At 72.9% G+C, this 22,280-nt stretch carries 17 protein-coding genes and 2 pseudogenes; 13 read left to right on the top strand and 6 right to left on the bottom strand.

Going from position 1 to position 22,280, the window contains the following annotated elements; translation table 11 throughout:
• Nucleotides 1-83: 83 nt before the first annotated feature.
• Nucleotides 84-260, bottom strand: a complete 177-nt coding sequence (locus OHA98_RS34785; RefSeq protein ID WP_073726004.1) for a thiazolylpeptide-type bacteriocin — start codon at nucleotides 258-260, stop codon at nucleotides 84-86.
• A 251-nt stretch (nucleotides 261-511) separates the two neighbouring features.
• Here OHA98_RS34785 and OHA98_RS34780 point away from each other — a divergent pair, with 251 nt between their 5' ends.
• Together OHA98_RS34780 and OHA98_RS34775 are read left to right on the top strand one after the other, a co-directional pair.
• A complete protein-coding gene (locus OHA98_RS34780) occupies nucleotides 512-1,771 on the top strand; it encodes an amidohydrolase (protein WP_266931704.1) in 1,260 nt (419 codons plus the stop codon).
• Nucleotides 1,768-2,016 carry a hypothetical protein gene (locus OHA98_RS34775; protein ID WP_266931703.1) on the top strand — a complete coding sequence of 83 codons (249 nt, stop codon included), beginning with the start codon at nucleotides 1,768-1,770 and terminating at the stop codon, nucleotides 2,014-2,016. Before OHA98_RS34780 ends, OHA98_RS34775 begins: the two co-directional genes overlap by 4 nt.
• Nucleotides 2,017-2,063: 47 nt before the next feature.
• Here OHA98_RS34775 and OHA98_RS34770 read toward each other — a convergent pair whose 3' ends face one another.
• Nucleotides 2,064-3,062 carry a helix-turn-helix transcriptional regulator gene (locus OHA98_RS34770; protein WP_266931702.1) on the bottom strand — a complete coding sequence of 333 codons (999 nt, stop codon included), beginning with the start codon at nucleotides 3,060-3,062 and terminating at the stop codon, nucleotides 2,064-2,066.
• Between the two features lie 432 nt (nucleotides 3,063-3,494).
• Between OHA98_RS34770 and mfd the strand changes: the two genes are divergently transcribed.
• Complete coding sequence (gene mfd / locus OHA98_RS34765; protein WP_266931701.1) at nucleotides 3,495-7,025, top strand: transcription-repair coupling factor; 3,531 nt, start codon at nucleotides 3,495-3,497, stop codon at nucleotides 7,023-7,025.
• 80 nt (nucleotides 7,026-7,105) lie between these two features.
• Nucleotides 7,106-7,648 (top strand): GntR family transcriptional regulator, encoded by a 543-nt coding sequence (locus OHA98_RS34760; protein ID WP_266931699.1) that lies wholly within the window; start codon nucleotides 7,106-7,108, stop codon nucleotides 7,646-7,648.
• A gap of 104 nt (nucleotides 7,649-7,752) precedes the next feature.
• Here the strand turns inward: OHA98_RS34760 and OHA98_RS34755 are convergent.
• A pseudogene (locus tag OHA98_RS34755) lies at nucleotides 7,753-7,893 on the bottom strand (TetR family transcriptional regulator); the annotation flags it as partial.
• Between the two features lie 250 nt (nucleotides 7,894-8,143).
• On the opposite strand from OHA98_RS34755, the gene OHA98_RS34750 reads away from it, so the two are divergent.
• Both OHA98_RS34750 and OHA98_RS34745 read left to right on the top strand, forming a co-directional pair.
• Entirely contained in the window at nucleotides 8,144-8,923 is a 780-nt protein-coding gene (locus OHA98_RS34750; protein WP_266931697.1) for an HNH endonuclease family protein, read from the top strand.
• A gap of 61 nt (nucleotides 8,924-8,984) precedes the next feature.
• Nucleotides 8,985-9,731 carry an N-acetyltransferase gene (locus OHA98_RS34745; RefSeq protein ID WP_266931696.1) on the top strand — a complete coding sequence of 249 codons (747 nt, stop codon included), beginning with the start codon at nucleotides 8,985-8,987 and terminating at the stop codon, nucleotides 9,729-9,731.
• Between the two features lie 124 nt (nucleotides 9,732-9,855).
• Here OHA98_RS34745 and OHA98_RS34740 read toward each other — a convergent pair whose 3' ends face one another.
• Nucleotides 9,856-10,599 (bottom strand): hypothetical protein, encoded by a 744-nt coding sequence (locus OHA98_RS34740; RefSeq protein ID WP_266931695.1) that lies wholly within the window; start codon nucleotides 10,597-10,599, stop codon nucleotides 9,856-9,858.
• Nucleotides 10,600-10,769: 170 nt separating this feature from the next.
• Complete coding sequence (locus OHA98_RS34735; RefSeq protein WP_266931694.1) at nucleotides 10,770-11,192, bottom strand: hypothetical protein; 423 nt, start codon at nucleotides 11,190-11,192, stop codon at nucleotides 10,770-10,772.
• A gap of 254 nt (nucleotides 11,193-11,446) precedes the next feature.
• Between OHA98_RS34735 and OHA98_RS34730 the strand changes: the two genes are divergently transcribed.
• The 3 genes from OHA98_RS34730 (at nucleotide 11,447) to OHA98_RS34720 (ending at nucleotide 16,078) form a co-directional block, all read left to right on the top strand.
• Nucleotides 11,447-13,693, top strand: a complete 2,247-nt coding sequence (locus tag OHA98_RS34730) for an N-6 DNA methylase (RefSeq protein ID WP_266931693.1) — start codon at nucleotides 11,447-11,449, stop codon at nucleotides 13,691-13,693.
• Between the two features lie 100 nt (nucleotides 13,694-13,793).
• Nucleotides 13,794-14,495: a hypothetical protein gene (locus OHA98_RS34725; protein ID WP_266931692.1), complete on the top strand. Its 702-nt coding sequence runs from the start codon at nucleotides 13,794-13,796 to the stop codon at nucleotides 14,493-14,495.
• On the top strand, nucleotides 14,492-16,078 hold the full coding sequence (locus OHA98_RS34720) for a serine/threonine-protein kinase (protein ID WP_266931691.1): 1,587 nt from the start codon (nucleotides 14,492-14,494) through the stop codon (nucleotides 16,076-16,078). The genes OHA98_RS34725 and OHA98_RS34720 overlap by 4 nt, the downstream gene beginning before the upstream one ends.
• Nucleotides 16,079-16,108: 30 nt before the next feature.
• Here OHA98_RS34720 and OHA98_RS34715 read toward each other — a convergent pair.
• A pseudogene (locus tag OHA98_RS34715) lies at nucleotides 16,109-18,815 on the bottom strand (YfhO family protein).
• Between the two features lie 123 nt (nucleotides 18,816-18,938).
• Here OHA98_RS34715 and OHA98_RS34710 point away from each other — a divergent pair.
• The 4 genes from OHA98_RS34710 to OHA98_RS34695 all read left to right on the top strand — a co-directional run bounded on the left by OHA98_RS34710 (nucleotide 18,939) and on the right by OHA98_RS34695 (nucleotide 22,248).
• On the top strand, nucleotides 18,939-19,901 hold the full coding sequence (locus OHA98_RS34710) for a glycosyltransferase family 2 protein (RefSeq protein WP_266931689.1): 963 nt from the start codon (nucleotides 18,939-18,941) through the stop codon (nucleotides 19,899-19,901).
• A gap of 53 nt (nucleotides 19,902-19,954) precedes the next feature.
• On the top strand, nucleotides 19,955-20,359 hold the full coding sequence (locus OHA98_RS34705; protein ID WP_266931688.1) for a GtrA family protein: 405 nt from the start codon (nucleotides 19,955-19,957) through the stop codon (nucleotides 20,357-20,359).
• A 139-nt stretch (nucleotides 20,360-20,498) separates the two neighbouring features.
• Nucleotides 20,499-21,152: a SurA N-terminal domain-containing protein gene (locus OHA98_RS34700; RefSeq protein WP_266931687.1), complete on the top strand. Its 654-nt coding sequence runs from the start codon at nucleotides 20,499-20,501 to the stop codon at nucleotides 21,150-21,152.
• A gap of 61 nt (nucleotides 21,153-21,213) precedes the next feature.
• Entirely contained in the window at nucleotides 21,214-22,248 is a 1,035-nt protein-coding gene (locus OHA98_RS34695; protein WP_266931686.1) for a nucleoside triphosphate pyrophosphohydrolase, read from the top strand.
• The last annotated feature ends 32 nt before the right edge of the window (nucleotides 22,249-22,280 follow it).

Raw genomic sequence — 22,280 nt, 5'->3', positions numbered from 1 at the left:
CGGCGCCTTACGGCCGGCAGCCCCCTCCGTACGACGGAGGGGGCTGCCGGAGGTGCGTCGAACGCGCTGTTCCCGGTGGGGGATCAGGCGCAGCAGGACGTGGTGCTGGTGGTGCTGGAGCAGGTCGACGTCGAGGAGGACGAGGTCGAACCGGCGAGGACGACCTCGACCGCGTCCGAGTAGTCCGAGATCTCGAAGGTCTCCGACTCCAGCTCCAGGATCTCGTCGGCGAGGGTCGCGAGCTCAGTCTTGGGGGCCATGGTGTTCTCCCTGGTGTCGGGGGGACCGGCCGGCGGCTCCGGCGCTGTTCCCCTGCGGTGGGTCCATTGCAGGCTCCGCCGCTGTCAGATCGGCCCGGCATTCGCTGTCACCCCGCTGGCATCCGGTGACAGCGGAACGGCGGGGCGCTGACGGCGGGTCGGCGCAGGCTCGTACTCCTGGTACCGCTCCGCCCCTCGCACGCCCCGCACTCCTGGTGCTTCCCGCACGTCCGAAGGAGAGGACCGACTCCATGTCCACACCCCTGCCGGTGCGGCGCCCGGTGCAGCACTCGGTGCTGCGTTCCGCGGTCGAGCTCTACCTCGACCTGCACGCCCACCCCGAACTCTCCGGGGCCGAGCACCGCACCGCCGACCGGTTCGCGGCCCGGCTGGCCGGCCACGGCTGCACGGTCACCCGTTCCGTGGGCGGCGGCCACGGTCTCGTCGGCGTCCTGCGCAACGGCCCGGGGCCCACCGTGATGCTGCGCGCCGAACTCGACGCGCTGCCGGTGACCGAGCGCACCGGCCTGCCCTACGCGAGCACCGTCCCCGGGGTCATGCACGCCTGCGGCCACGATCTGCACATGGCGGCGGTGGCCGGTGCCGTGGCCGAACTCGCCGCCGCCCGCGCCGCCTGGCGCGGCACCGTCCTCGTCGTGGGCCAGCCCTCCGAGGAGACCCTGACCGGGGCGCGGGCCATGCTGGCGGACGGGCTGTACGAGCGTTTCGGCACCCCGGACGCGGTCCTCGCCCAGCACGCCGCGCCGCTCCCGGCGGGCATGCTCGCCCACCCGGCCCCCGGCCCCGCCCCCCTGATGGCGGGCAGCCTCTCCGCCGATGTCACGGTGTACGGCAGGGGCGGTCACGCGGCGACCCCGCACCTGGCGGTGGACCCGGTCGTGACGGCCGCCGCGATCGTCCTGCGGCTCCAGTCCGTCGTCTCCCGGGAGACCGCCCCGGCCGAACAGGCCGTGCTGACCGTCGGGTCGCTGCGAGCGGGGGAGCGGGGCAACATCATCCCGGAGACCGCCGAACTCTCCCTGTGCCTCCGGGCGTTCTCCGCCCCCGTGCTCGACCGGATGGCGGCTGCCGCCGAACGCGTCGTCCGGGCCGAGTGCGCGGCGTCGGGCTGTCCCCGGGAACCGGACTTCACGGTGACCGCCCGCTCCCCCGTGCTCGTCCCCGACCCGGCCCTGACCGGCGCGGTGCGCGGGGCCCACGAGAGCCTGCTGGGACCGGACCGGGTGCTGGACTTCGGGACCACCACCGCCACGGAGGACTTCCCGTGGTTCGCCGAAGGGGGCGTACCGGTGGCGTACTGGATGCTCGGTACGACGGGGGCCCGGCAGTGGCGCGCCGCCCGCGCCGGGGGCGAACCCGTACCGCCCAACCACGCACCGGGGTTCGCCCCCGACGTCAGGACGGCCCTGCCGGCCGGGATCGGGGCGATGGCGTCCGCGGCCCGGCAGGTGCTGGGAGCGGGGCCGGACGGCGGGAGGGCGGCGGCATGAACCCCCGCTGGACCGATGTGGTCATCGTGCGCCGCGACCGTACCGCCCCGACCGGGGAGACCACCGTCGTACGGATGCTGGGGATGCTGCCGGCGCACTGGCCCTGCACCCCGGGGGACGTCGGCCAGGACCGGGTCGTGCTGCGGATCGAGCTCCGCGGTGTGACGGACGCGTCCGCGGTGCGGCTGGCGGTGTCACGGGTGCTGTCGGACGCGGCGCTGCACGGCTGGACGAGGGAGCCGTGACCGGGGCCGCGCCTCCGGCCGCGCTGCCTCCCCGTCCCGCCGTCCCCTCAGATCCACCCGCGTTCGCGGGCCCGCAGCGCCGCCTGCGCCCGGCTCGCCGCGCCGAGTGTCTGCATCAGGTCGGCGACGTGCCGCCGGTAGGTCCGGACGGACACGCCCAGCTCACGGGCGCCCGACTCGTCCTTGCCCGCCGTGCACATCGACATGAGGACCCGCAGCTCGATCCCGGAGAGCCCGGTGTCCGCGGCCGCGTCGTCCTGGCCGCCCGCACGGGCGAGATCCTCGGCCTGGTCCCAGATCTTCTCGAACAGGGCGATGATGTTGGAGACCAGCCCGCTGCGGTGGGCCAGGAGCGCGCCCCGGGCGGTGTCGCGCGGGTCCAGCGGGACGAGCGCGGCTCTGCGGTCGTAGACGAGCAGCCGTTCCGCCGTGTCCGACGTGACCCGGATCGATGCCCCGTGCGCGGCCAGCTCCCGCAGATACGCGGCCGTGGGCGGATCCTGGAGCGCGGCGCGGGCGACCACGTTCCGGATGCGTACGCCCCGGCGCAGACAGCGCAGGTCCAGCGGCCGGGAACGGGCGATGTTCTCGGGCGACAGCTTGGTGTACGGCTCCACCGAGAGGATCTCGTCCCGGGCGAAGAACGCGAGATCGTCGATCCGGTTGCGTATCTGGGCGAGCCCCTCCAGCTGCTCGATGCCCTGCGGCGGGGGCGTCCGGGCCCCCTGCTCCGCGCGTAGACCGTCGATGATGTGCCGGGACCGGGTGACGCGCTGAAGCTCCTGGTGCAGCGCGTGCAGCCGTAAATCGACCAGCCGGGCGAGCGAGACCTCGGGATCGGTCGGGAAGATCCGGAGGTCGGCGCCCGCCGGGTGCAGCAGTCCCAGCTCCTGGAGCCGGGCGACGCAGGCGCGGGCCACCTGCGGCTCGGAGTGCAGGAGGAGATGGAGATCGTCGGCGGAGGTGCCGGGATTGCGCAGGAAGTGCCGGTAGATCTCTTCCTCGGCCTCGGAGACCCCGAATACGGACATCTCGTTCTCGCCCACGTACGCCCCCGCTGCCTGGTGCCCTGTGGCCGCACACCGTCGGGGATCGCCCGGCGGTGCTGGTCGACGGCTGCTTCCCGGTTACCCGTCCTGCTGTTGTGCAATGGTCGGGCAAAGACTAGACGGTGGGATCACTTCTGTGAGGATCCCGGACGCAACTGTGTGCGCTCTGGAGATGAACGGTGTGCGACCGGCGGTGAGCGGTGCCGCTGGAGCGACGGACGGCTTCCGGCCGGGGATCGCCCCCCGCGTTTCGCCGGGCACGCGGTGCCCGGTCCCGGGTCGTAGTCTGGAACCCCCGGCCCGCTGGGGGCGCGTTCCGGATCGGCTGCGATCCGGCGGGCGCCCCAGGACGCGTGTCGGGCCCTTCGCGTTGCCCCTGGCAGCAGCCGGCTGTCAGCGAAACCCTCATTACCCGGACGGAAGCCCTTCATGAGTCTGCACGGTCTGCTGGATGTCGTCGTACGTGACCCGGCTCTCGCCGAAGCGGTGAAGGCCGCCGCAGACGGCCACCGGATGAACGTGGACCTGGTGGGCCCGCCCGCCGCCCGGCCCTTCGCCGTGGCGGCGCTGGCCCGGGAGACCGGCCGGACCGTGCTGGCCGTCACCGCGACCGGCCGGGAGGCCGAGGACCTGGCGGCCGCGCTGCGCACCCTGCTGCCGCCGGACACCGTCGCGGAGTTCCCGTCCTGGGAGACCCTGCCCCACGAGCGGCTCTCGCCGCGCTCGGACACCGTGGGCCGCCGCCTCGCCGTGCTGCGCCGTCTGGCGCACCCGCGGGCGGACGACCCGGAGACCGGGCCGGTCAGTGTGGTCGTCGCCCCGATCCGGTCCGTCCTGCAGCCGCAGGTCAAGGGGCTCGGCGACCTGGAGCCCGTGGCGCTGACCGGCGGCCAGAACGCCGATCTGGGCGAGGTCGTCGAGGCGCTCGCGGCCGCCGCGTACTCCCGGGTCGAACTGGTCGAGAAGCGTGGGGAGTTCGCCGTACGGGGGGGAATTCTGGACGTTTTCCCGCCGACCGAGGAACACCCCCTCCGGGTGGAGTTCTGGGGCGACGACGTCGAGGAGATCCGCTACTTCAAGATCGCCGACCAGCGCTCGCTGGAGGTGGCCGCGCACGGCCTGTGGGCGCCGCCCTGCCGTGAACTGCTGCTCACGGACCAGGTGCGGGAGCGGGCCGCCGTCCTCGCCGAGGCCCATCCCGAACTGGGCGAGCTGCTCGGCAAGATCGCCGAGGGGATCGCGGTGGAGGGCATGGAGTCCCTCGCCCCCGTCCTGGTGGACGAGATGGAGCTGCTGATCGACGTCCTGCCGGAGGGCTCGATGGCCCTGGTCTGCGACCCGGAGCGGGTCCGTACCCGGGCCGCCGACCTGGTCGCCACCAGCCAGGAGTTCCTCCAGGCGTCCTGGGCGGCCTCCGCGGGCGGCGGCGAGGCGCCGATCGACGTGGGCGCGGCCTCGCTCCGGGGCGTCGCGGACGTCCGGGACCGGGCCCGCGAACTGTCGATGATGTGGTGGTCCGTCTCCCCGTTCGCCGCCGACGACGAACTGGACGAGGACACCCTCAAGCTCGGGATGCACGCCCCGGAGTCGTACCGCGGCGACACCGCGCGTGCGCTGGCCGACACCAAGGGCTGGCTGGCCGACGGCTGGCGCACGGTGTACGTCACCGAGGGCCAGGGCCTCGCCAGCCGTACCGTCGAAGTGCTCGGCGGCGAGGGCATCGCGGCCCGGCTGGACCCGGACCTGGCCGAGATCTCCCCCTCGGTCGTCCATGTCTCCTGCGGAGCCGTCGACCACGGCTTCGTGGACCCGGGGCTCAAGCTCGCCGTGCTGACCGAGACGGACCTCACCGGCCAGCGCACGGCCACCAAGGACCTCGGCCGGATGCCGGCCCGCCGCAGGAAGACCATCGACCCGCTGACGCTGGAGCCGGGCGACTACATCGTCCACGAGCAGCACGGTGTCGGACGCTACGTCGAGATGGTGCAGCGCACGGTCCAGGGCGCCACCCGTGAATACCTCCTGGTCGAATACGCCCCCGCCAAGCGCGGACAGCCGGGCGACCGCCTCTACATCCCGACCGACCAGCTGGAGCAGGTCACCAAGTACGTCGGCGGCGAGGCGCCCACCCTGCACCGGCTCGGCGGCGCCGACTGGACCAAGACCAAGCAGCGCGCCAAGAAGGCGGTGAAGGAGATCGCCGCCGACCTGATCAAGCTGTACTCGGCCCGGATGGCGGCCCCCGGCCACGCCTTCGGCACGGACACCCCCTGGCAGCGCGAGCTGGAGGACGCCTTCCCGTACGCGGAGACGCCCGACCAGCTGTCCACCATCGCCGAGGTCAAGGAGGACATGGAGAAGACGGTCCCGATGGACCGGCTGATCTGCGGCGACGTCGGCTACGGCAAGACGGAGATCGCGGTCCGCGCGGCCTTCAAGGCGGTCCAGGACGGCAAGCAGGTGGCCGTCCTCGTCCCCACCACGCTGCTCGTCCAGCAGCACTACGGCACCTTCACCGAGCGGTACTCCCAATTCCCGGTCAGCGTACGGGCGTTGAGCCGGTTCCAGTCGGAGACGGAGTCCAAGGCGACCCTGGAGGGCCTGAAGGACGGGGCCGTCGACCTGGTCATCGGCACCCACCGGCTGTTCTCCGCCGACACGAAGTTCAAGGACCTCGGCCTGGTCATCGTGGACGAGGAGCAGCGCTTCGGTGTCGAGCACAAGGAGCAGCTGAAGAAGCTCCGCGCCAACGTCGACGTCCTGACGATGTCCGCGACCCCCATCCCCCGTACGCTCGAAATGGCCGTGACCGGCATCCGCGAGATGTCCACGATCACCACCCCGCCCGAGGAGCGCCACCCGGTCCTCACCTTCGTCGGCCCGTACGAGGAGAAGCAGATCGGCGCGGCCGTCCGGCGTGAACTCCTGCGCGAGGGACAGGTCTTCTACATCCACAACCGGGTCGAGTCCATCGACCGGGCGGCCGCCCGGCTGCGCGAGATCGTCCCCGAGGCGCGGATCGCCACAGCGCACGGCCAGATGTCCGAACAGGCCCTGGAACAGGTGGTGGTGGACTTCTGGGAGAACAAGTTCGACGTCCTGGTCTCGACGACGATCGTCGAGTCCGGCATCGACATCTCCAACGCCAACACCCTGATCGTGGAGCGCGGCGACAACTTCGGCCTCTCCCAGCTCCACCAGCTGCGCGGCCGGGTGGGCCGGGGCCGCGACCGCGGGTACGCCTACTTCCTGTACCCCCCGGAGAAGCCCCTCACCGAGACAGCCCACGAGCGCCTCGCCACGATCGCCCAGCACACGGAGATGGGCGCGGGCATGTACGTGGCGATGAAGGACCTCGAAATCCGCGGCGCGGGCAATCTGCTCGGCGGCGAACAGTCCGGCCACATCGCGGGCGTCGGCTTCGACCTGTACGTCCGCATGGTCGGCGAGGCCGTCGCCGACTACCGGGCGCAGATGGAGGGCGGCGAGCAGGAGGAACCGCCGCTGGAGGTCAAGATCGAGCTCCCCGTCGACGCCCATGTCCCGCACGACTACGCCCCCGGCGAGCGGCTGCGCCTCCAGGCCTACCGCGCCATCGCCTCCGCCAACACGGAGGACGACATCAGGGCGGTCCGCGAGGAACTCACCGACCGCTACGGCAAGCTCCCCGAACCGGTCGAGAACCTTCTCCTGGTGGCGGGCCTGCGCATGCTGGCCCGCGCCTGCGGCGTCGGCGAGATCGTCCTCCAGGGCTCGAACATCCGCTTCGCCCCGGTGGAACTGCGCGAGTCCCAGGAGCTGCGCCTGAAGCGGCTCCACCCGAAGACGGTCATCAAGCCGGCCGCCCACCAGATCCTGGTCCCGCGCCCCACGACGGGCAGGATCGGCGGCAAGCCGGTGGTGGGCCGCGAACTGCTGGCGTGGACCGGGGAGTTCCTGACGACGATCCTGGGGTCGTAGGTCGTAGGTCGTAGGTCGTAGGTCGTAGGGCGTAGGGCGTAGGGCGTAGGGCGTAGGTCATAGGGCGAAGGGGAACGGCCATGGGTGACGGCGAGGGGATCAGCACCTCCGCGCGCTATCTGGCTCCGTCCGCCCCGGGGCAGGGTGCTGCCTGGGGAAGGGAGGCGGCGGCCGAAGGGCGTCGCGGCAGTCAGCGGATCGTGCAGGCGGGGGAGGTGGTCGCACCGGAGCAGGTGGCGGATCTCCTCGGGCTGGCGCACGGCGATCCGGTCGTCGCGCGTCGGCGCATCATGTATCTCGACGACGAGCCGTGCGAGTTGACCGATACGTACTACCCCGTGGAGATCGGACGTGGCACGGGACTGGCCGGAAAGAGCAAGATTCCGGGCGGCGCCATCCGCCTGCTTGCCGAACTCGGGCATGTCGGTGTCCGCGCCCAGGAGGACGTGGCCGCCCGGATGCCGGCGGAGGGCGAGCGCGAAGCCCTGGCGCTGGCGGCGGGTGAACCCGTGCTGCAGCTGACGCGGCTCACCCTGAACAGCGACGGCAGGCCGATTCAGGCCGACGTGATGGTCATGCCGCCGCGCGGCCGAAGACTGCGGTACGAGATCAGGATCGGGTGACCGCCGGGCGCGGGCCCGCGCCCGAAGATGTGTGCCGGGCGGCCCGGTGACCGTCCGCGCGGGCCCGGCGGGGCCGTTGACCGGCCGTGCGGTCCGGTGGGGCCGGGGGTGAACAGCAGCTCCGTGAGGGTGCGGAAGACCTTCTCCGGGTGCCGTTCGCCCGTCGCGTCGGTCAGGTTGCCGTTGAGCAGCAGTGTCGCGAAGCCGTGGGCCAGGGACCAGGCGGCCACGCCCGCCGGCCGGGGGCGTCGCCCCTGCCCGACGCGGGGAGTCCGGTGACGCCTTCGCTCAGGGCCTCGTCCGCGCGGGGCCTTCGCGGCGAGCGGGTCAGCGGCATGCTCCCGGGCGGGAACACGCTGGGCATCGGCACGGTGTGAGCGGGGAGATGTGATTCGGGACGCATCCTGACCGAACCGTCGTCAAGAGTGCGCGTCGGCGGGGAAGAGGTCCATAGGATTCCCGGGTTCGGCTTTCTCCCCGTCAGGATGGCTACGCGTGATATCTCCCCGTACGTACCGAGTGGTGTTGCCCGTACTGAGCGCGGTGGCCGTGCTGTCCCTGGCGGGGTGCGACCCCGACGACCTCGCGGCCGAGGGCGGTTCGGGCGGCGGTTCGGGTGGGGGCGGGCGGTCGGCCGAGGGCTTCGGGGCCAGCCCGCTGGACAACCCCGACGGTACGAAGCCGGGTCTGGCGCCCCTCACCTCCGACGCGGACCGGGCGGCCGGGCGGAAGATCATCGAGCAGGTGGCCACCAAGGGGCGCGGGCCGAAGACCGGTTACGAGCGCGACAGGTTCGGCTACGCGTGGAAGGACTCCGTCGACGGCATACCGCTCTCCCGCAACGGCTGCGACACCCGCAACGACCTCCTCGCGCGCGACGGCAAGGACGTGGAGCACCGCTCCGGCTCCGACTGCGTGGTCATCTCCATGACGCTCAAGGACCCGTACACGGGGGCGACCATCGCCTGGCGCAAGCAGCAGGCCACCAAGGTGCAGATCGACCATGTGATGCCGCTGTCCTACGACTGGCAGATGGGCGCCGCCCGCTGGAACGACGCCAAGCGACAGCGGATCGCCAACGATCCGCTCAACCTCATCCCGGTGGACGGCCCCGCCAACAACGCCAAGCGCGACTCCGGCCCCGCGTCGTGGCTGCCGCCGTACAAGCCGGTCCGCTGCTCGTACGCGGTGCGGTTCGCGCAGGTCTCGCTGAAGTACGAACTGCCGGTCACCACCGCCGACAAGCGGGCCATGCTCGCGCAGTGCGGCGGCTGAATCCGGGCTCGGGCCGAAAATAGCTGGTCATGGCCGAGGTGTGCCGGTTAGATTCGGCCATATGGAGTTGATCATCACCACCCTCGCCGCGCGCCCCGAGCTCGCCGGCCCCATGAACGCGATGCCGGACACCTGGCCCGAGTTCGTCCTGGAGGACCTGGTCGGCTGGGCGAACTTCCCGCGCATCGCGGTCGAGTTCCCGGAGTACGTGCTCGTGGCCACCGGCCCCGACGGTGCCGTGGTCGCCCGTGCGTACAGCGTTCCCTTCGAACTGGGCGGCCCCGGGCGCGGTGAGCTGCCCACCGGCGGCTGGGACCAGGTGCTGCTGTGGGCGTTCTCCGATCTGCGGCGCGGGCGCGTGCCCGACACCGTGAGTGCCATCGAGATCACCGTGGCCACGGGACACCAGGGGCAGGGGATCTCGGGCCGGATGGTGGCGGCGCTGCGGGACAACGCCCGGCGGCTCGGCTTCGGGGAGGTCGTCGCCCCGGTCCGGCCGAGCGCCAAGCACCTGTCCGCTTCGGTCCCGATGGAGGACTACGCGCACCGGACCCGGGAGGAGGACGGGCTGCCGTACGACCCGTGGCTGCGGGTCCATGTGCGGGCGGGCGGTGTCATCGAGGCGGTGGCGCCGGTGTCGATGACGGTGAGCGGTTCGCTCGCGCAGTGGCGGGAGTGGACCGGGCTGCCGTTCGACACGGACGGTCCGGTGGAGGTGCCGGGGGCTCTCCTGCCGGTGCACTGTGCGGTCGCGCACGGGTACGCGGTCTATGTCGAGCCCAACGTGTGGGTGCGGCACAAGGTGTGAGGAAGCGGCACAAAGCGTGAGGAAAGGGCTTCGGCAGCGGTGAGTTCCCCCGCTGCCGAAGCCCTTCCCGTGTACGGGCGCTGTCGGAGCCCTCCGGGTACGGGCGCCTCCCGGGTGCGGGCCGTCAGCCCGCCGGCTGCTCCAGGTCGACGATGTCCTTGGCGGCGGGCTTCTTCGCCACCACCGGCTCGTCGAACTCGGAGAGGTCCATGGTCGTCGGCTCCTCGCCGCCCTCGGACGTGACGCGGAGCAGATACGGCGCGCCCTCGGCGGCCACCAGGACCGTGTAGGTCTCCTTGCCGTCCTTCTCGGTGAGCCGCAGGGCGGGCTTGCCCTTGACCTCGGTCTCCCCGGCCTTGCGGGCGGCGGTGTCGTTCGCCTCGAATTCCTTCAGGAGCCCGTCGAGGTCGCAGAACTCGATGCTGTCCTTGGTGTCCGGATCCGTCGCCTTCGACTGCATCCAGCGGCCCGCGAGCAGCTTCACCGCGGCATCGACATCGGCCTTCGGCTCGCCCTTCGACTGTTCGCGCAGCATCGCCTCGTCGAACTTCGTGTACACGGTGTCACCGGTCTTGATGATCTCCATCGTGCCCGCCGCTCCGATGGACATGGTCCCGGTGCAGTCGCCGGTGCTGCTCGCGGAGAAATCGGCCTTGACCGGGCTGTCGGCCGACCGGACGTCGATGGCGACCCGCAGGGACTTCGCCTTCTTCGTGGTCGACAGCGCCTTGTTGGTGACCTCCGGGCCCGACATGTCCGCGAACGGGCCCGTGTCCTTCGGATCGGCCGAGCCGGTGCCGCAGGCGGCGAGGCCGAGTACGGACAGGGCGCAGAGCGTGTTGACGGCAGTGCGGGCGAGCAGACGCATGGGTGATGACTCCGGGAGTGAAGTGAGCGAGCGGGCAGCGGGAACTGAGCGCCGGAACGGGCACTGTTCAGGTGCCGGCGGAGAGCCGGGCCGAGCAGGGCATGGCTGTTCGGGGACCGGCGGTCGTGAGGAGCGGGTCGGCGGTCGTCAGGAGCGGGCCTGCGCCGGATTCAGGGTGTGCGGGCCAACTGCTGTACGCGGTGGGGCGCGTCGTGCGGGCTTCCGGTGGAAGCGGCCGTCGACGGCCAGTCGGTCGGGCCGGGAACGGTGGTGCCGCCCACGGCCTTGACCGCGAGCACCGCCCCGACGAGCGCCAGGGTCAGCGCGACCACGCCCAGCAGGGCACCGAAGCTGGTCATGCCGTTGTCGGCACCCGTACCGCGTCCGATGCGGCGCCGGCCCGCCAGGCCGAGGAGGAGGGCCAGCAGGCCCAGGCCCCCCGCGAGCCAGAAGAGCGGCCGGATCAGCCCCAGGACGCTGCCGGTGAGACCGAGGACGAAGGCCGTCGTACCGAGTCCGCGGCGGGCCGGATGCTCGCCCGGCGCATGAGCGGGGGCGTACACCTGCTGCGGCGACCGGCGGTACTCGGACATGGCTGTGCCCTTCGGTGAACACGGGAACGGCGTACGGAACGAATCGAGTGAAGGCGACGGGCGGTACGCGTCACGGATGACGTGGATGCCGTCCCGGTCCGGAAGGGGCAGGGACAGGTCAATAACAGCAGAGCTTGTGAACCGAGTCAACACGGTTCACGGTGGAGGGGTTGGGTCACACTGTGAATCGGTGAAGGTCCATCAAGTCGGTATGCTCGCCGACACAGCGCGGACGGATCAGGGGAGACAGGTCAGTGCCGGAGAACGCGACAGAGGTGACCGCAGCGGGGATCGCGCGGCTCGCGGGTGTGGGGCGGGCCGCCGTCAGTAACTGGCGCCGTCGTCACGCCGACTTCCCCAAGCCCGTCGGCGGCACCGAGACCAGCCCGTCCTTCGCGCTGCCCGAGGTGGAGCAATGGCTGCGCGACCAGGGGAAACTCGCTGAGATCCCCCTCCGGGAACGGGTCTGGCAGCAGGTGTCCGGGCACCCCGCGGGAGCCGTCACCGCCCTGATCCACACCGGCTGCGCCCTCCTGGTCGTCAGGGACCGGCCGACCGCCTGGCTGGAGCTCGCCGCCGTCCGGGACGAGCGCATGGCCGGTGTGCTGCCGCAGGCGATCGAGGACGTCCTCGCCGCGCGCTTCGGCCCGGACGCCGGATCGCCGCACCGCTCCGGTGAACTCCCGGACCCGGTGGACCCGGTGGACTCGGCGGACCCGGTGGACTCGGTGGCCCGGGTGGTTCACACCCCGGACGCGGCCTGTCTGCTGCCGTCCGTCCCGCTGCTGCGCGCCGCCGCCGAACTCGCCGCCGGATCCGGTGCCCGGCAGACCTTCGAATTCCTCTTCGGCCGTCAGCTCGACGCCAACCCCCGCCAGTACACCCTCACTCCGCCCGGTCTCGCGGAGCTGATGGCCGCCCTCGCCGAACCGGAGAAGGACACGGACAGGGGCACCGGCAGGCAGCTCGCCCGCACCGTGCTCGACCCCGCCGCCGGGACCGGCTCCCTGCTGCGCGCGGTCAGCAGGCCCACCGCCCTGTACGCGCAGGAAGCAGACCCGGACCTCGCCGCGCTCACGGCGCTCCGCCTCGCCCTCCACCGCGACGGACCCGGGGCCGACGGCACCGTCCTGGCCGTGCGCACCGGTGACACGCTGCGCGTCGACGCCTTCCCGCAGCTCGCCGCCGACGCCGTGCTCTGCCACCCGCCGTTCAACGAACGCAACTGGGGCCACGACGAACTGGCCTACGACCCACGCTGGGAGTACGGCTTCCCCGCCCGGACCGAGTCCGAACTCGCCTGGGTCCAGCACGCACTGGCCCGTCTCAAGGACGGCGGCACCGCCGTGCTGCTGATGCCGCCGGCCGCCGCGTCCCGCCGCTCCGGCCGCCGGATCCGTGCCGACCTGCTGCGCCGGGGAGCGCTCCGCGCGGTCATCGCCCTTCCGGCCGGTGCCGCGCCCCCGTACGGCATCCCGCTCCACCTCTGGATCCTGCGCAGGCCGGGCGGCGGCCTCCGTCCGGCGCCCGAACTGCTGCTCGTCGACATGGCCGAGCCCGCCGAACCGGCCTCGGGGGCCGGTGCCGGGCCCGGAAACCCGGCGGGCGGGGGCCGCGACCGGATCGACTGGCCCGCGGTGCACCGTGCCGTGCTCGACGCCTGGCAGCACCACACCGGGCACTCCGCCGCGACCGCACCCCCCGTCGGATCCGCGGGCTCCACCGGCTCCACCGGCGTCAGCCGTGCCGTCCCCGTCATCGAACTCCTCGACGACGACGTGGACCTCGCCCCGGCCCGGCACCTGCCGCGCCCCGCCGCCGGTGGCGGAGCGGCCGGGCTGATCCGCGTACGGGAGCGGCTGGCCGACACCCTGCGGCTGACCGCCCGGCTCACCCCACCGCCCGCCGACCTCTCCGACCCGGCCCACTGGCCCCTCACCACCGTCGGCGAACTCGCCCGTGCCGGGGCCCTGCACCTGCGCGCCGGAGGGTCCGGCGGCGGTGGCTGCACCGTCCTCACGGAACACGACGTGCTGGCCGGTACGGCGCCGAGCGGCACCCCCGCGCCGACCGCCGCCGCGCCCGCCGAGGGCGCCGACGACGCCGTACTCCTGGAACCCGGCGACGTCGTCGTCCCCGTACTCGGCGGCGGCTCCGTCACCCGGGTCGTCGACGAGGCCACCGCGGGCGCCGTGCTCGGCCGCAACCTCCAGGTGCTGCGCCCCGACCCGGCCGCGATCGACCCGTGGTTCCTCGCCGGATTCCTGCGCGGCACCGCCAACAACCGGCAGGCCAGCAGCTACGCCTCCACCGCGACCCGGCTCGACGCCCGGCGCCTCCAGCTGCCCCGGCTGCCGCTCGCCGAACAGCGGCGGTACGGGGAACAGTTCCGCACGCTCGCCGAGTTCGAGGACGCGCTGCGGGCGGCCGGGCGGCTCGGCGGACTGCTCGTACAGGGCATGTACGACGGGCTGACGGACGGCACGGTCGCCCCGAAGTGATGTGAACCACAGTGCTCGTGCGCAACCCGCGACCGGGTGTCCTTGTCGGTGTATACGCTCACAGCACACGTCCGACACACACGCCTCCCGGGAGCGGCACATGCACGGCTACGGCTATCCGCCGCAGCAGCCACCGAAGCGTCGTCCGTCGTCGGCGGCGCTGACCGCGGTGCGCGTGGTTCTTGTGGCGCTGACCGTACTGAGCCTCGGGTTCCTGGCCTGGGGGGCGATGCTGAGGCTCGCGATCGTCACCCGCAAGGGCCGCGACTGGGCCCTGCTGGCGCTCGTGTTCGCGCTCAACACCGGGCTCTTCGCGTTCATGCTGGCCATGCCCGAGGACCCTGACAAGACGACGGACGCGGAGGCGTTCATCGGGGTCACCTGGATCTTCGGCGTCATGGTCGGCGTGGTGGCGTACTACCTGTACGCGGAGATACGTCACTACGGTCCGGAAGGTCCGTACGGCGACCGGCGGAACCAGCAGGGGTTCCCGCCGCAGCCCGCGTTCCCGTCCCAGCCGCACGGCCGGCCCCCGCAGCAGCCCCAGCTCCACCCGCAGCCCCAGCCCCACGCCCAGCCCCAGCCCCACGCCCAGCCCCAGCCCCACGCCCAGCCCCAGCCCCACGCCCGGCCCCCGTACGGCCAGTACGCCGCGACGGCCGTCCCGACGCCGCCGCCCGCCCCCGGTTACGGCTACCCGCCCGCCGCCCCGGGGCCCGCCGCGCCCCAGCGCCTCGACCAGGTCCGCGCCGAGCTGGACGAGCTGAGCGACTACCTCCGCAAGGAGGGGGAGGGGCGGTGAGCGGACGGGTCATCGCCGGGCGGTACGAGCTGGCCACCATCCTCGGCCAGGGCGGCATGGGCCAGGTGTGGACGGCGTACGACCAGCGCCTGGACCGCCGGGTCGCCGTGAAGCTGCTGCGCCCCGACCGGGTCGCCGGACCCACCGGCAGCGAGGCGGCCGACGAGCTGCGCCGCCGGTTCGTCCGCGAGTGCCGGGTCACCGCCCAGGTCGACCACCCCGGACTGGTCACCGTCCACGACGCGGGCAGCGACGACGACGACCTCTACCTCGTCATGCAGTACGTCGAGGGCGCCGACCTCGCCGACCATCTCGCCGAGCACGTCCCGTACCCCTGGCCCTGGGCCGTCTCGGTCGCCGCCCAGCTCTGCGCCGTACTCTCCGCGGTGCACGCCGTGCCGATCGTCCACCGCGACCTCAAGCCCCGCAATGTGATGGTCCGGCCCGACGGCACCGTCACCGTGCTCGACCTGGGCGTCGCCTCCGTCCTGGACACGGACACCACCCGCCTCACCCACACCGGTTCACCGATCGGCTCCCCGGCCTACATGGCCCCGGAGCAGGCGATGGGCGGCGCCGTCGGCCCGTACACCGACCTGTACGCGCTCGGCGTCCTCCTGCACGAACTCCTCAGCGGCGACGTGCCGTTCGCGGGATCCACGGCCCTCGGTGTCCTGCACCGCCACCTCTACGAGCCGCCGCTCCCGGTACGCCGGTTCAGGTCCGAGATCCCCGCACAGCTCGAAGCGCTCGTGCTGCGGCTGCTCGCCAAGGACCCGCAGGACCGGCCCGCCTCTGCCCAGGAGGTGTACGAGACGCTCCGCCCGCTGCTGCCCAGCCACGGCGCCCCGGCCGGACCGCTCGACCCGACCCGCCCCTTCCTCCGGCCGCACGCCCCGTGGCCGGACCGGGCCGCCACTCCGGCCGCCCCGGCTCCTGCATCCGTCCCGGCTCCGGCATCCGCCCCGGCTCCGCCCGGCCCCGCCGCACCCGTGCCCGCACCGGCCGCCCGGCCCGATGTGGCGCAGGCGGTCGACGAGGTGAAGCGGCTGCTCGGCGAGGGCCGGATCACCCAGGCCGTGGACATCCTCGGGGACATCCTCCCGGCGGCCGCAGCGGAACACGGTGAGCACTCACCCGTCGTCCGGATCCTGCGCAAGCAGTACGCGGCGACGCTGATGGACGACGGCCAGTACCGCCGTGCCCTGCCGGAGCTGAGCCGCCTCGCCGAGGACCGCCTGGCGGAGGCCGGCCCGGCCGACGCGCAGACGCTCCAGTACCGCTACGACGCGGCGCTGTGCCTGGAGCAACTGGGCGAGGCGGCGGCAGCGCTCAACGAGTACCGTGCCGTCCTCCCGTACTACGAGAACGTGTACGGCGCGGTCACCACCGGCCCCGGCCGCGCCTTCGACATCCGGCACCGCATCGGGCACCTGCTCCTCGCAGTGGGCGACCACGCCGCGGGACGGGCCCAGATCCAGGCCCTGCTGTACGACGCCGAGCGCGTGTACGGGCCGCACCACCCGCTGCCCGTGGAGCTGCGCCGCCGGCTGGCCCACCAGCAGGACGTACGCGGCGGCTGACCGGGTGTCCCGGTACCCGTCCCCGTCGCCTCAGGAGCCGCCGCGCAGCCGGGCCGCCGCCCGGCGCGGGCCCGGCCGCCCCGCTGCCGCCGTCGCCAGCAGCACGAGCAGTGCGACCGCCCCCGCGGCGCCCCCCGCGCGCAGCCCCGGAGGCCGGAACGTGCAGCTGACCGACGTGGCGCCGACGGGTACGGGCGCGGCGACCAGCCCCAGGTAGGCGTCGGCCGGCCGGCCGTCGCAGCGCCACCCGGCGATCCGGGGCGCGGCCAGCACGGCGGTTCCCGCGGTGCCGGGCGGGAGTTCGGCCCGTACACCGTCGCCGCTGACGTGGACGGAGGTCGCCCCGGTGCGCGTCAGGGCGGTCACCGCCGCGGCCAGCCGGGTCCGGTCCAGGCAGCCGATGGCGGAGTGCGGCACGGTCCCGTCCCGCTCGGGCCGCAGGGTGACCCGCACGGGAACGCCCCCGGCCGCGCCCCCGGCCCTGTGCCCGGACGTGCTGCCGACCAGGCTCGACGGAGCGTCCCCCGCCGGTCCCGCCGGTCCCGCCGGTCCCGCCGGTCCCGCCGGTGTGCCGAGCCGCTCCATCGCCGCGCTCCGCGCGGGCAACTGCCCCTGGAGCCGCACCCCTCGCGTCTCCGCCAGCGCGGCGCGCCCGAACAGGTCCGGCGCCCACAGGTACACCTCGCGTCCGGCCGGGCAGCGGGCGCTCAGGGTGTACGTACCGCCGCGCTCCACCCGGTAGGCCCCCGGCCCGTTCCGCCCCGCCGTACCGTCCGTCCCCCGCCCCGCCGTCCCCGTCCCCGGCCCCGGCCCTGTCCCCCTCCGTGTCCCTGTCCCTGTCCCCGGTGTCCCCGTGGCTCCCGCCGCGTCCCGCAGCGTCGTCGCCGGGACGGTGTAGACGGTGGTGCCGAGCAGCAGCTCCTGGTTCCGGAACGGCCAGGGGCCGTACGCCGGCGCACGGCCGGAGTCCGGTCCGCGCACGGTCACCAAGGGCGGCACCGGGGCCCGGGTCACCGTCGGGGGCCGGTCGTCGCGCGGGTTCCACGGCTGATGCGGGTCGGGGGGCGTACGCAGGCGCGCCCCGACCGAGAACACCGCGTCGGTGACCGGGTTGTCGAGGCTCTGGACGGCGCGGCCGCGTGATGTCCAGCCACCGCCGAGGGCCCGCATCGTGCGGGTCAGGACGTCCGGCGTGTGGCTGCTGTAGTACGCGCCGCCCTGGCCGCCGACCACCAGCGGGTCGTTGGCGGTGGTCGGCTCGCGGCCCGGGTCGGTGCGGTGGCGCGGCCAGCCGTCGGCCCCGTCCACCGCCTGGGCCTGCGCGCTCTGCCGTGCGCCCCAGGGCGCGTAGTCGTCGAGCCGCACGAGGCGCTGCCGGTCGGCGTACGCGGTCGTGGCGGCGGCCTGCCCGGCCTGTGCGCCGACCAGCAGCAGCACGGCCGGCAGGGCGTACCACCCCCGCCCGCCCCTCTGGGCCCGCCGGGCCAGGGTCACCGCGGCCCCCGCCGCCAGCAGGCCCGCGGCGAACAGCGGATACGTCCACCGGGTGACCAGACCGCTCGACGAGGCCGCCACCGCGACCGCCGTCACGACCGCGCCCCCGCCGAGCAGGGCACGCCACCCCGGCCAGTCGTACGACACCGCGATCCAGGCGGCGATCACGAGGAACCCGGCCAGGACGAACGTCTGCCGGTAGGGGCTCCCGTTCGGCGTCGCGAAGGCGTGCCAGAGAAGATGCGTGGGTCCCCACTGCAAGGACAGCGCCACGGCCGCCACCAGCCCTGTCCAGGCCCACCGCTCGCGGTGCGGCACGGACCGCTGGAAGGCGAGCGCGCAGGCCAGCAGCAGGGTGCCGGTGCCCAGGAAGAGCGCGGGGGTGAAGAATCCGTACGTGGCGGGAAGCAGCCGGGCCAGGACATCGGGCCAGGCCGCAGGGGCGAAGGGGCGCGTCCAGCCGGGGTACGCGTGTTTCGTACCGAGGTAGACGGGAAGCAGGACGGGCGCGGCGAGCCCGATCCCCAGCGTCACCGTCCCGGTGGCCCGCAGCAGCCCCCGTACCGCCGTCCGCCGGTCCCGCGACTCGGTCACCAGCCGCACCACCAGCACCAACGCAGCCCCGAGGGTCGCCATATAGGCCGTATAGAAGTTGGCGGTCCACATCACGGCCACCACCAGCGGCGCCGACACCCGGTGCCGCCCGGTCCGCGCCCACTCCCCGGCCAGGCACAGCAGCGGCAGCGCGACGAGACCGTCCAGCCACATCGGGTTGTACGAGGCCTCGACGACCGACCAGCCGCACAGGGCGTACGAGGCGCCCAGCGCGGCCGGCCACCCACCAGCGCCCGCCGCGCAGGGCCGGCAGCAGGAACGCCATGGCGGCGGCGGCCGAGGCCATCTTCAGCACGGTCACGACGTAGAGGGCCAGATCGACGCGGTCGCGCGGGAAGACACCGACGAGCAGGGCGAACGGGCTCGTCAGATAGGTGCCGAGGTCCGGCAGGAAGCTCGTCCCGAACCCCGACTGCCAGTTGAGGAGCACCCCGCCGTCGGCCTGCCCGTGCAGCAGGTCCCACAGCCGGGTGTGGAACGGCACGAACTGGTTGCCCAGGTCATTGACGCCGTGGGTGCGCGGTCCGAAGGGGAAGCTGCGGGCCGCGGCGTCGCCCGCGCACACGGCGGCGACGGTGACCAGCGCGGCGAGAGCGCAGGCCGAGGCGCGGGGGCGGGAGTTCGGCATACGGAGAAATATGCCAGCGTCGAACGAACAACTCCTGTGCGAATTGGGCCAGTTCATTCAATCGACGCCCATTGGCCACGTGGAGCATCGGGTTCCGACATCCGGGCGGGTTGATGTGCTTCCGTGCTGATCTCGATAGTGGTGCCGTGTTTCAACGAGGAGGAAATCCTCGAACGCTTCCACACACGTGTCACGGACGAAATGGCGCGACTGGGGCATGAATTCCAGCTCGTCTATGTCGACGACGGGAGCAGGGACGCGACCCTGGAGCTCCTGGAGAGGGTCGCCGCGGCGGACCCGCGCGCCCGCTACCTCTCCTTCAGCCGCAACTTCGGCAAGGAGGCGGCCATGCTCGCCGGCCTCCGGCACGCCGAGGGCGACGCCGTCGTCATCATGGACGCCGACCTCCAGCACCCGCCGGAGCTCATCGGCCGCATGCTGGAGGAGCACGCCAACGGCCACGACCAGGTGATCGCCCGCCGTACCCGCAAGGGCGACCGGGTGACCCGCACGGTCGCGGCCCGCGCCTACTACTGGCTGATCAACCGCCTCGTGGACGTGGAACTCGTCGACGGCGTGGGCGACTTCAGGCTGCTGTCCCGCCGCACCGTCGACGCCGTACTCGAACTCACCGAGTACAACCGCTTCTCCAAGGGCCTGTTCTCCTGGGTCGGCTTCCGCGCGACGACGTTCAGCTACGAGAACGCCGTCCGTGAGCAGGGCCGTTCCGCCTGGACCTTCGGAAAGCTCCTCAACTACGGTCTCGACGGGCTGCTCTCCTTCAACAACAAGCCACTGCGCGCCGCGCTCTACTTAGGCCTGCTGCTGCTCTCCGTCGCGCTCGCGTACGCCACCTGGATCGTCGGCGTCGCGATGGTGCGGGGCGTCGACACCCCCGGCTATGTCACGCTCCTCGTCGTGGTCACCGCACTCGCCGGAGTGCAGATGGTGATGGTGGGAGTCGTCGGCGAATACGTGGGGCGTATTTACTACGAGGTGAAGCGCCGCCCGCACTTCCTGGTGAAGGCGTCCAATATCGGTACGCCGCAGCAGCCGCACACACCTCAGAAACTCCTACGCCGGTGAATCAGCCCCGAACACCCGTGGAACCCGTGCCGGTGAAAGGCGCCGCGCAAAGGATGCCGGTCGTCGGGCAGCTGATCAGATTCGCCCTGGTCGGCGTCGTGAACACCGGCACGTACTACCTCTGCTACCTGGCGCTGCTGACCCGGCTGCCGTACATCGCCGCGCACGTCCTCGCCTTCGCGCTCTCCATGACCGGGTCCTTCTTCCTCAACTCCCGCTTCACCTACCGCACCCGCCCCACCTGGCGGAAGTTCCTGCTCTTCCCGCTCACCAACGCCGCCAACTTCCTCATCACGACCGGCGGTGTGTACGTCCTGGTCGGTCTGGCCGGGTTCAGCAGCCGCTACGCCCCGCTGGCCGCCGCCGCGGCCGCCATCCCGGTCACGTTCGTCGTCTCCCGCACGATCATGCTGAGGCCGGACCGGCGGCCGGGGCCCGCGGTCGAACGGATGCCCTGATCGGCCCCGTACCGGCCCCACATCCCCAACTCCTCCCGAATCGTTGGTCGAATCGGTGGCCCGAACCACATCCACTGCCTAACATCGATCACCGCAAGGCTTTGTGCACTGATGCACAAACTCTCCCCGGGAGGCTCCTTTGCACCGCCGTCGCACCGCGCTCTCCGTCTCCGCCGCACTGCTCGTCGCGGCACCGCTTCTCTCCGCCTGCGGCAGCCAGGCCCACCCCGGCGCCGCCGCCGTCGTCGGCGGGGGCCGGATCGAGGTGTCGACGGTCCAGGCACAGGCCGCCGACGTCCGAAGCGCCCAGCGGAGCTCGCCGCAGGCGGCCCAGTTGGTGAACAGGTCCGGACAGCTGGGCCGGGCCAAGCTGCACAGCCTGATCTTCGGCCAGATCCTGGACCGCGCCGCCAAGGACGCCGGGGTGAGCGTCAGCCGCAAGGAGATCCAGGAGGCACGCCTCGCGAGCGCCGCCCAGTCCGGGGGGGAGGAGCAGCTGAAGGCGATGATGCTCCAGCAGCGCTGGGTGGCCCCGGACCAGATCGACGGCGACATGCGCCGGGACGTCCAGCTGCCGAAGCTGGCCGAGGCCCTCGGCGCCGACCTCGGTTCCCCCGCCGGGCAGCAGGTCGTGGGCGAGGCCCTCACCAAGGCGTCGGAGGCCCTGGACATCGACGTCAACCCGCGCTTCGGCGCCTGGGACGACCAGAAGCTCCAGCTCGGCGACTACAAGGCGTCCTGGATCACCCAGGTCACCAAGGCCGAGGCGCCCGAACCGCAGGCCGGCGCCTGAGCCGCCCCGGGCGTTTGCGGCCGTCATGGGGCCTGTCGCGGGGCCGGGGTAGGTTCGAGGGGTGAACGCTGAAGCCCCCGGCGGCCCCGGCCGTATCGTCCTGCTCACCGCCAGCCACCGGGTCGCCCCCGGACTGCTGTCCTGGCCCGCGTGGCAGACGCTGCACGCCGCCGACCGCGTGCTCTGCGCCGAGCCGGACCACCCGCAGCTGCCCTATCTGCGCGAGGCCGGCGTCACGGCCGAGCACGCCGCCCCGACCGCCGAGGAGCTCGTCGCCGACTGCGCGGGCGGCCGGAGCGTGGTGGTGCTGGTCGGCGGCGAGGGCAACCGGCCGCTCACCGACGGACTGGCCCGTCTCGGCGGCTCGGGCCGGGTGGCGATGCCGGATCTGGAGCTGCTGCCCGGTTCGTACGACCTGCCGGGCGCCAGGCTCCTGGACGTGGTCGAGGTGATGGACCGGATCAGGCGCGCCTGCCCGTGGACCTCGCAGAAGACGCACGAGGGCCTCGCCAAGTACGCCATCGAGGAGGCGTACGAACTGGTCGAGGCGATCGAGGACGGTGACCGCGACGAACTGCGCGAGGAGCTCGGGGACGTCCTGCTCCAGGTCGTCTTCCACGCGCGGATCGCCGAGGAGGACCCCGAGGACCCGTTCGCCGTCGACGATGTCGCGGCCGGTCTCGTGGAGAAGCTGATCCACCGCCACCCGCACGTCTTCGGCGACGAGACCGCCGAGACCCCGGAGGACGTCCGCGCGCACTGGCTGCGGACCAAGGCGATCGAGAAGCAGCGCGACTCGGTCACCGACGGCGTCCCCCTCGGCCAGCCCGGTCTGGCCCTCGCGGCCAAGCTCGGCAGCAGGGTCCGTACCGCCGGGCTCGAAGTCGCCCTGCCCACGGGCGAATCCACGGGGGATCCCACGGGGGATCCCACCGGCGGCTCCACGGGAGATTCCACCGGCGGCTCCATCGGATACGAGCTGCTCGCCCTCGCCGTGCGCGCCGAACGCGACGGCATCGACCCGGAGGCCGCCCTGCGCGCCGCCGCCCGTGCCTACCGCGACGCGATCCTGGCGGCGGAGGGCAACACCCGTTAGTACCGTGGTGCCAGGGCCGTTCGAGGTGTGGG

Origin of the sequence: Streptomyces sp. NBC_00654, assembly GCF_026341775.1 — a bacterium.
Taxonomy (GTDB): Bacteria; Actinomycetota; Actinomycetes; order Streptomycetales; family Streptomycetaceae; genus Streptomyces.
The sequence above is the reverse complement of the archived record's forward strand: the minus strand, read 5'-3'. Positions and strand labels throughout refer to the sequence as shown.

Coding starts and splice junctions, on each gene's coding strand:
- OHA98_RS34785 (WP_073726004.1), bottom strand. CDS start 260: ATGGCCCCCAAGACTGAGCTCGCGACCCTCGCCGACGAGATCCTGGAG.
- OHA98_RS34780 (WP_266931704.1), top strand. CDS start 512: ATGTCCACACCCCTGCCGGTGCGGCGCCCGGTGCAGCACTCGGTGCTG.
- OHA98_RS34775 (WP_266931703.1), top strand. CDS start 1,768: ATGAACCCCCGCTGGACCGATGTGGTCATCGTGCGCCGCGACCGTACC.
- mfd (WP_266931701.1), top strand. CDS start 3,495: ATGAGTCTGCACGGTCTGCTGGATGTCGTCGTACGTGACCCGGCTCTC.
- OHA98_RS34760 (WP_266931699.1), top strand. CDS start 7,106: ATGGGTGACGGCGAGGGGATCAGCACCTCCGCGCGCTATCTGGCTCCG.
- OHA98_RS34745 (WP_266931696.1), top strand. CDS start 8,985: ATGGAGTTGATCATCACCACCCTCGCCGCGCGCCCCGAGCTCGCCGGC.
- OHA98_RS34740 (WP_266931695.1), bottom strand. CDS start 10,599: ATGCGTCTGCTCGCCCGCACTGCCGTCAACACGCTCTGCGCCCTGTCC.
- OHA98_RS34735 (WP_266931694.1), bottom strand. CDS start 11,192: ATGTCCGAGTACCGCCGGTCGCCGCAGCAGGTGTACGCCCCCGCTCAT.
- OHA98_RS34725 (WP_266931692.1), top strand. CDS start 13,794: ATGCACGGCTACGGCTATCCGCCGCAGCAGCCACCGAAGCGTCGTCCG.
- OHA98_RS34705 (WP_266931688.1), top strand. CDS start 19,955: ATGCCGGTCGTCGGGCAGCTGATCAGATTCGCCCTGGTCGGCGTCGTG.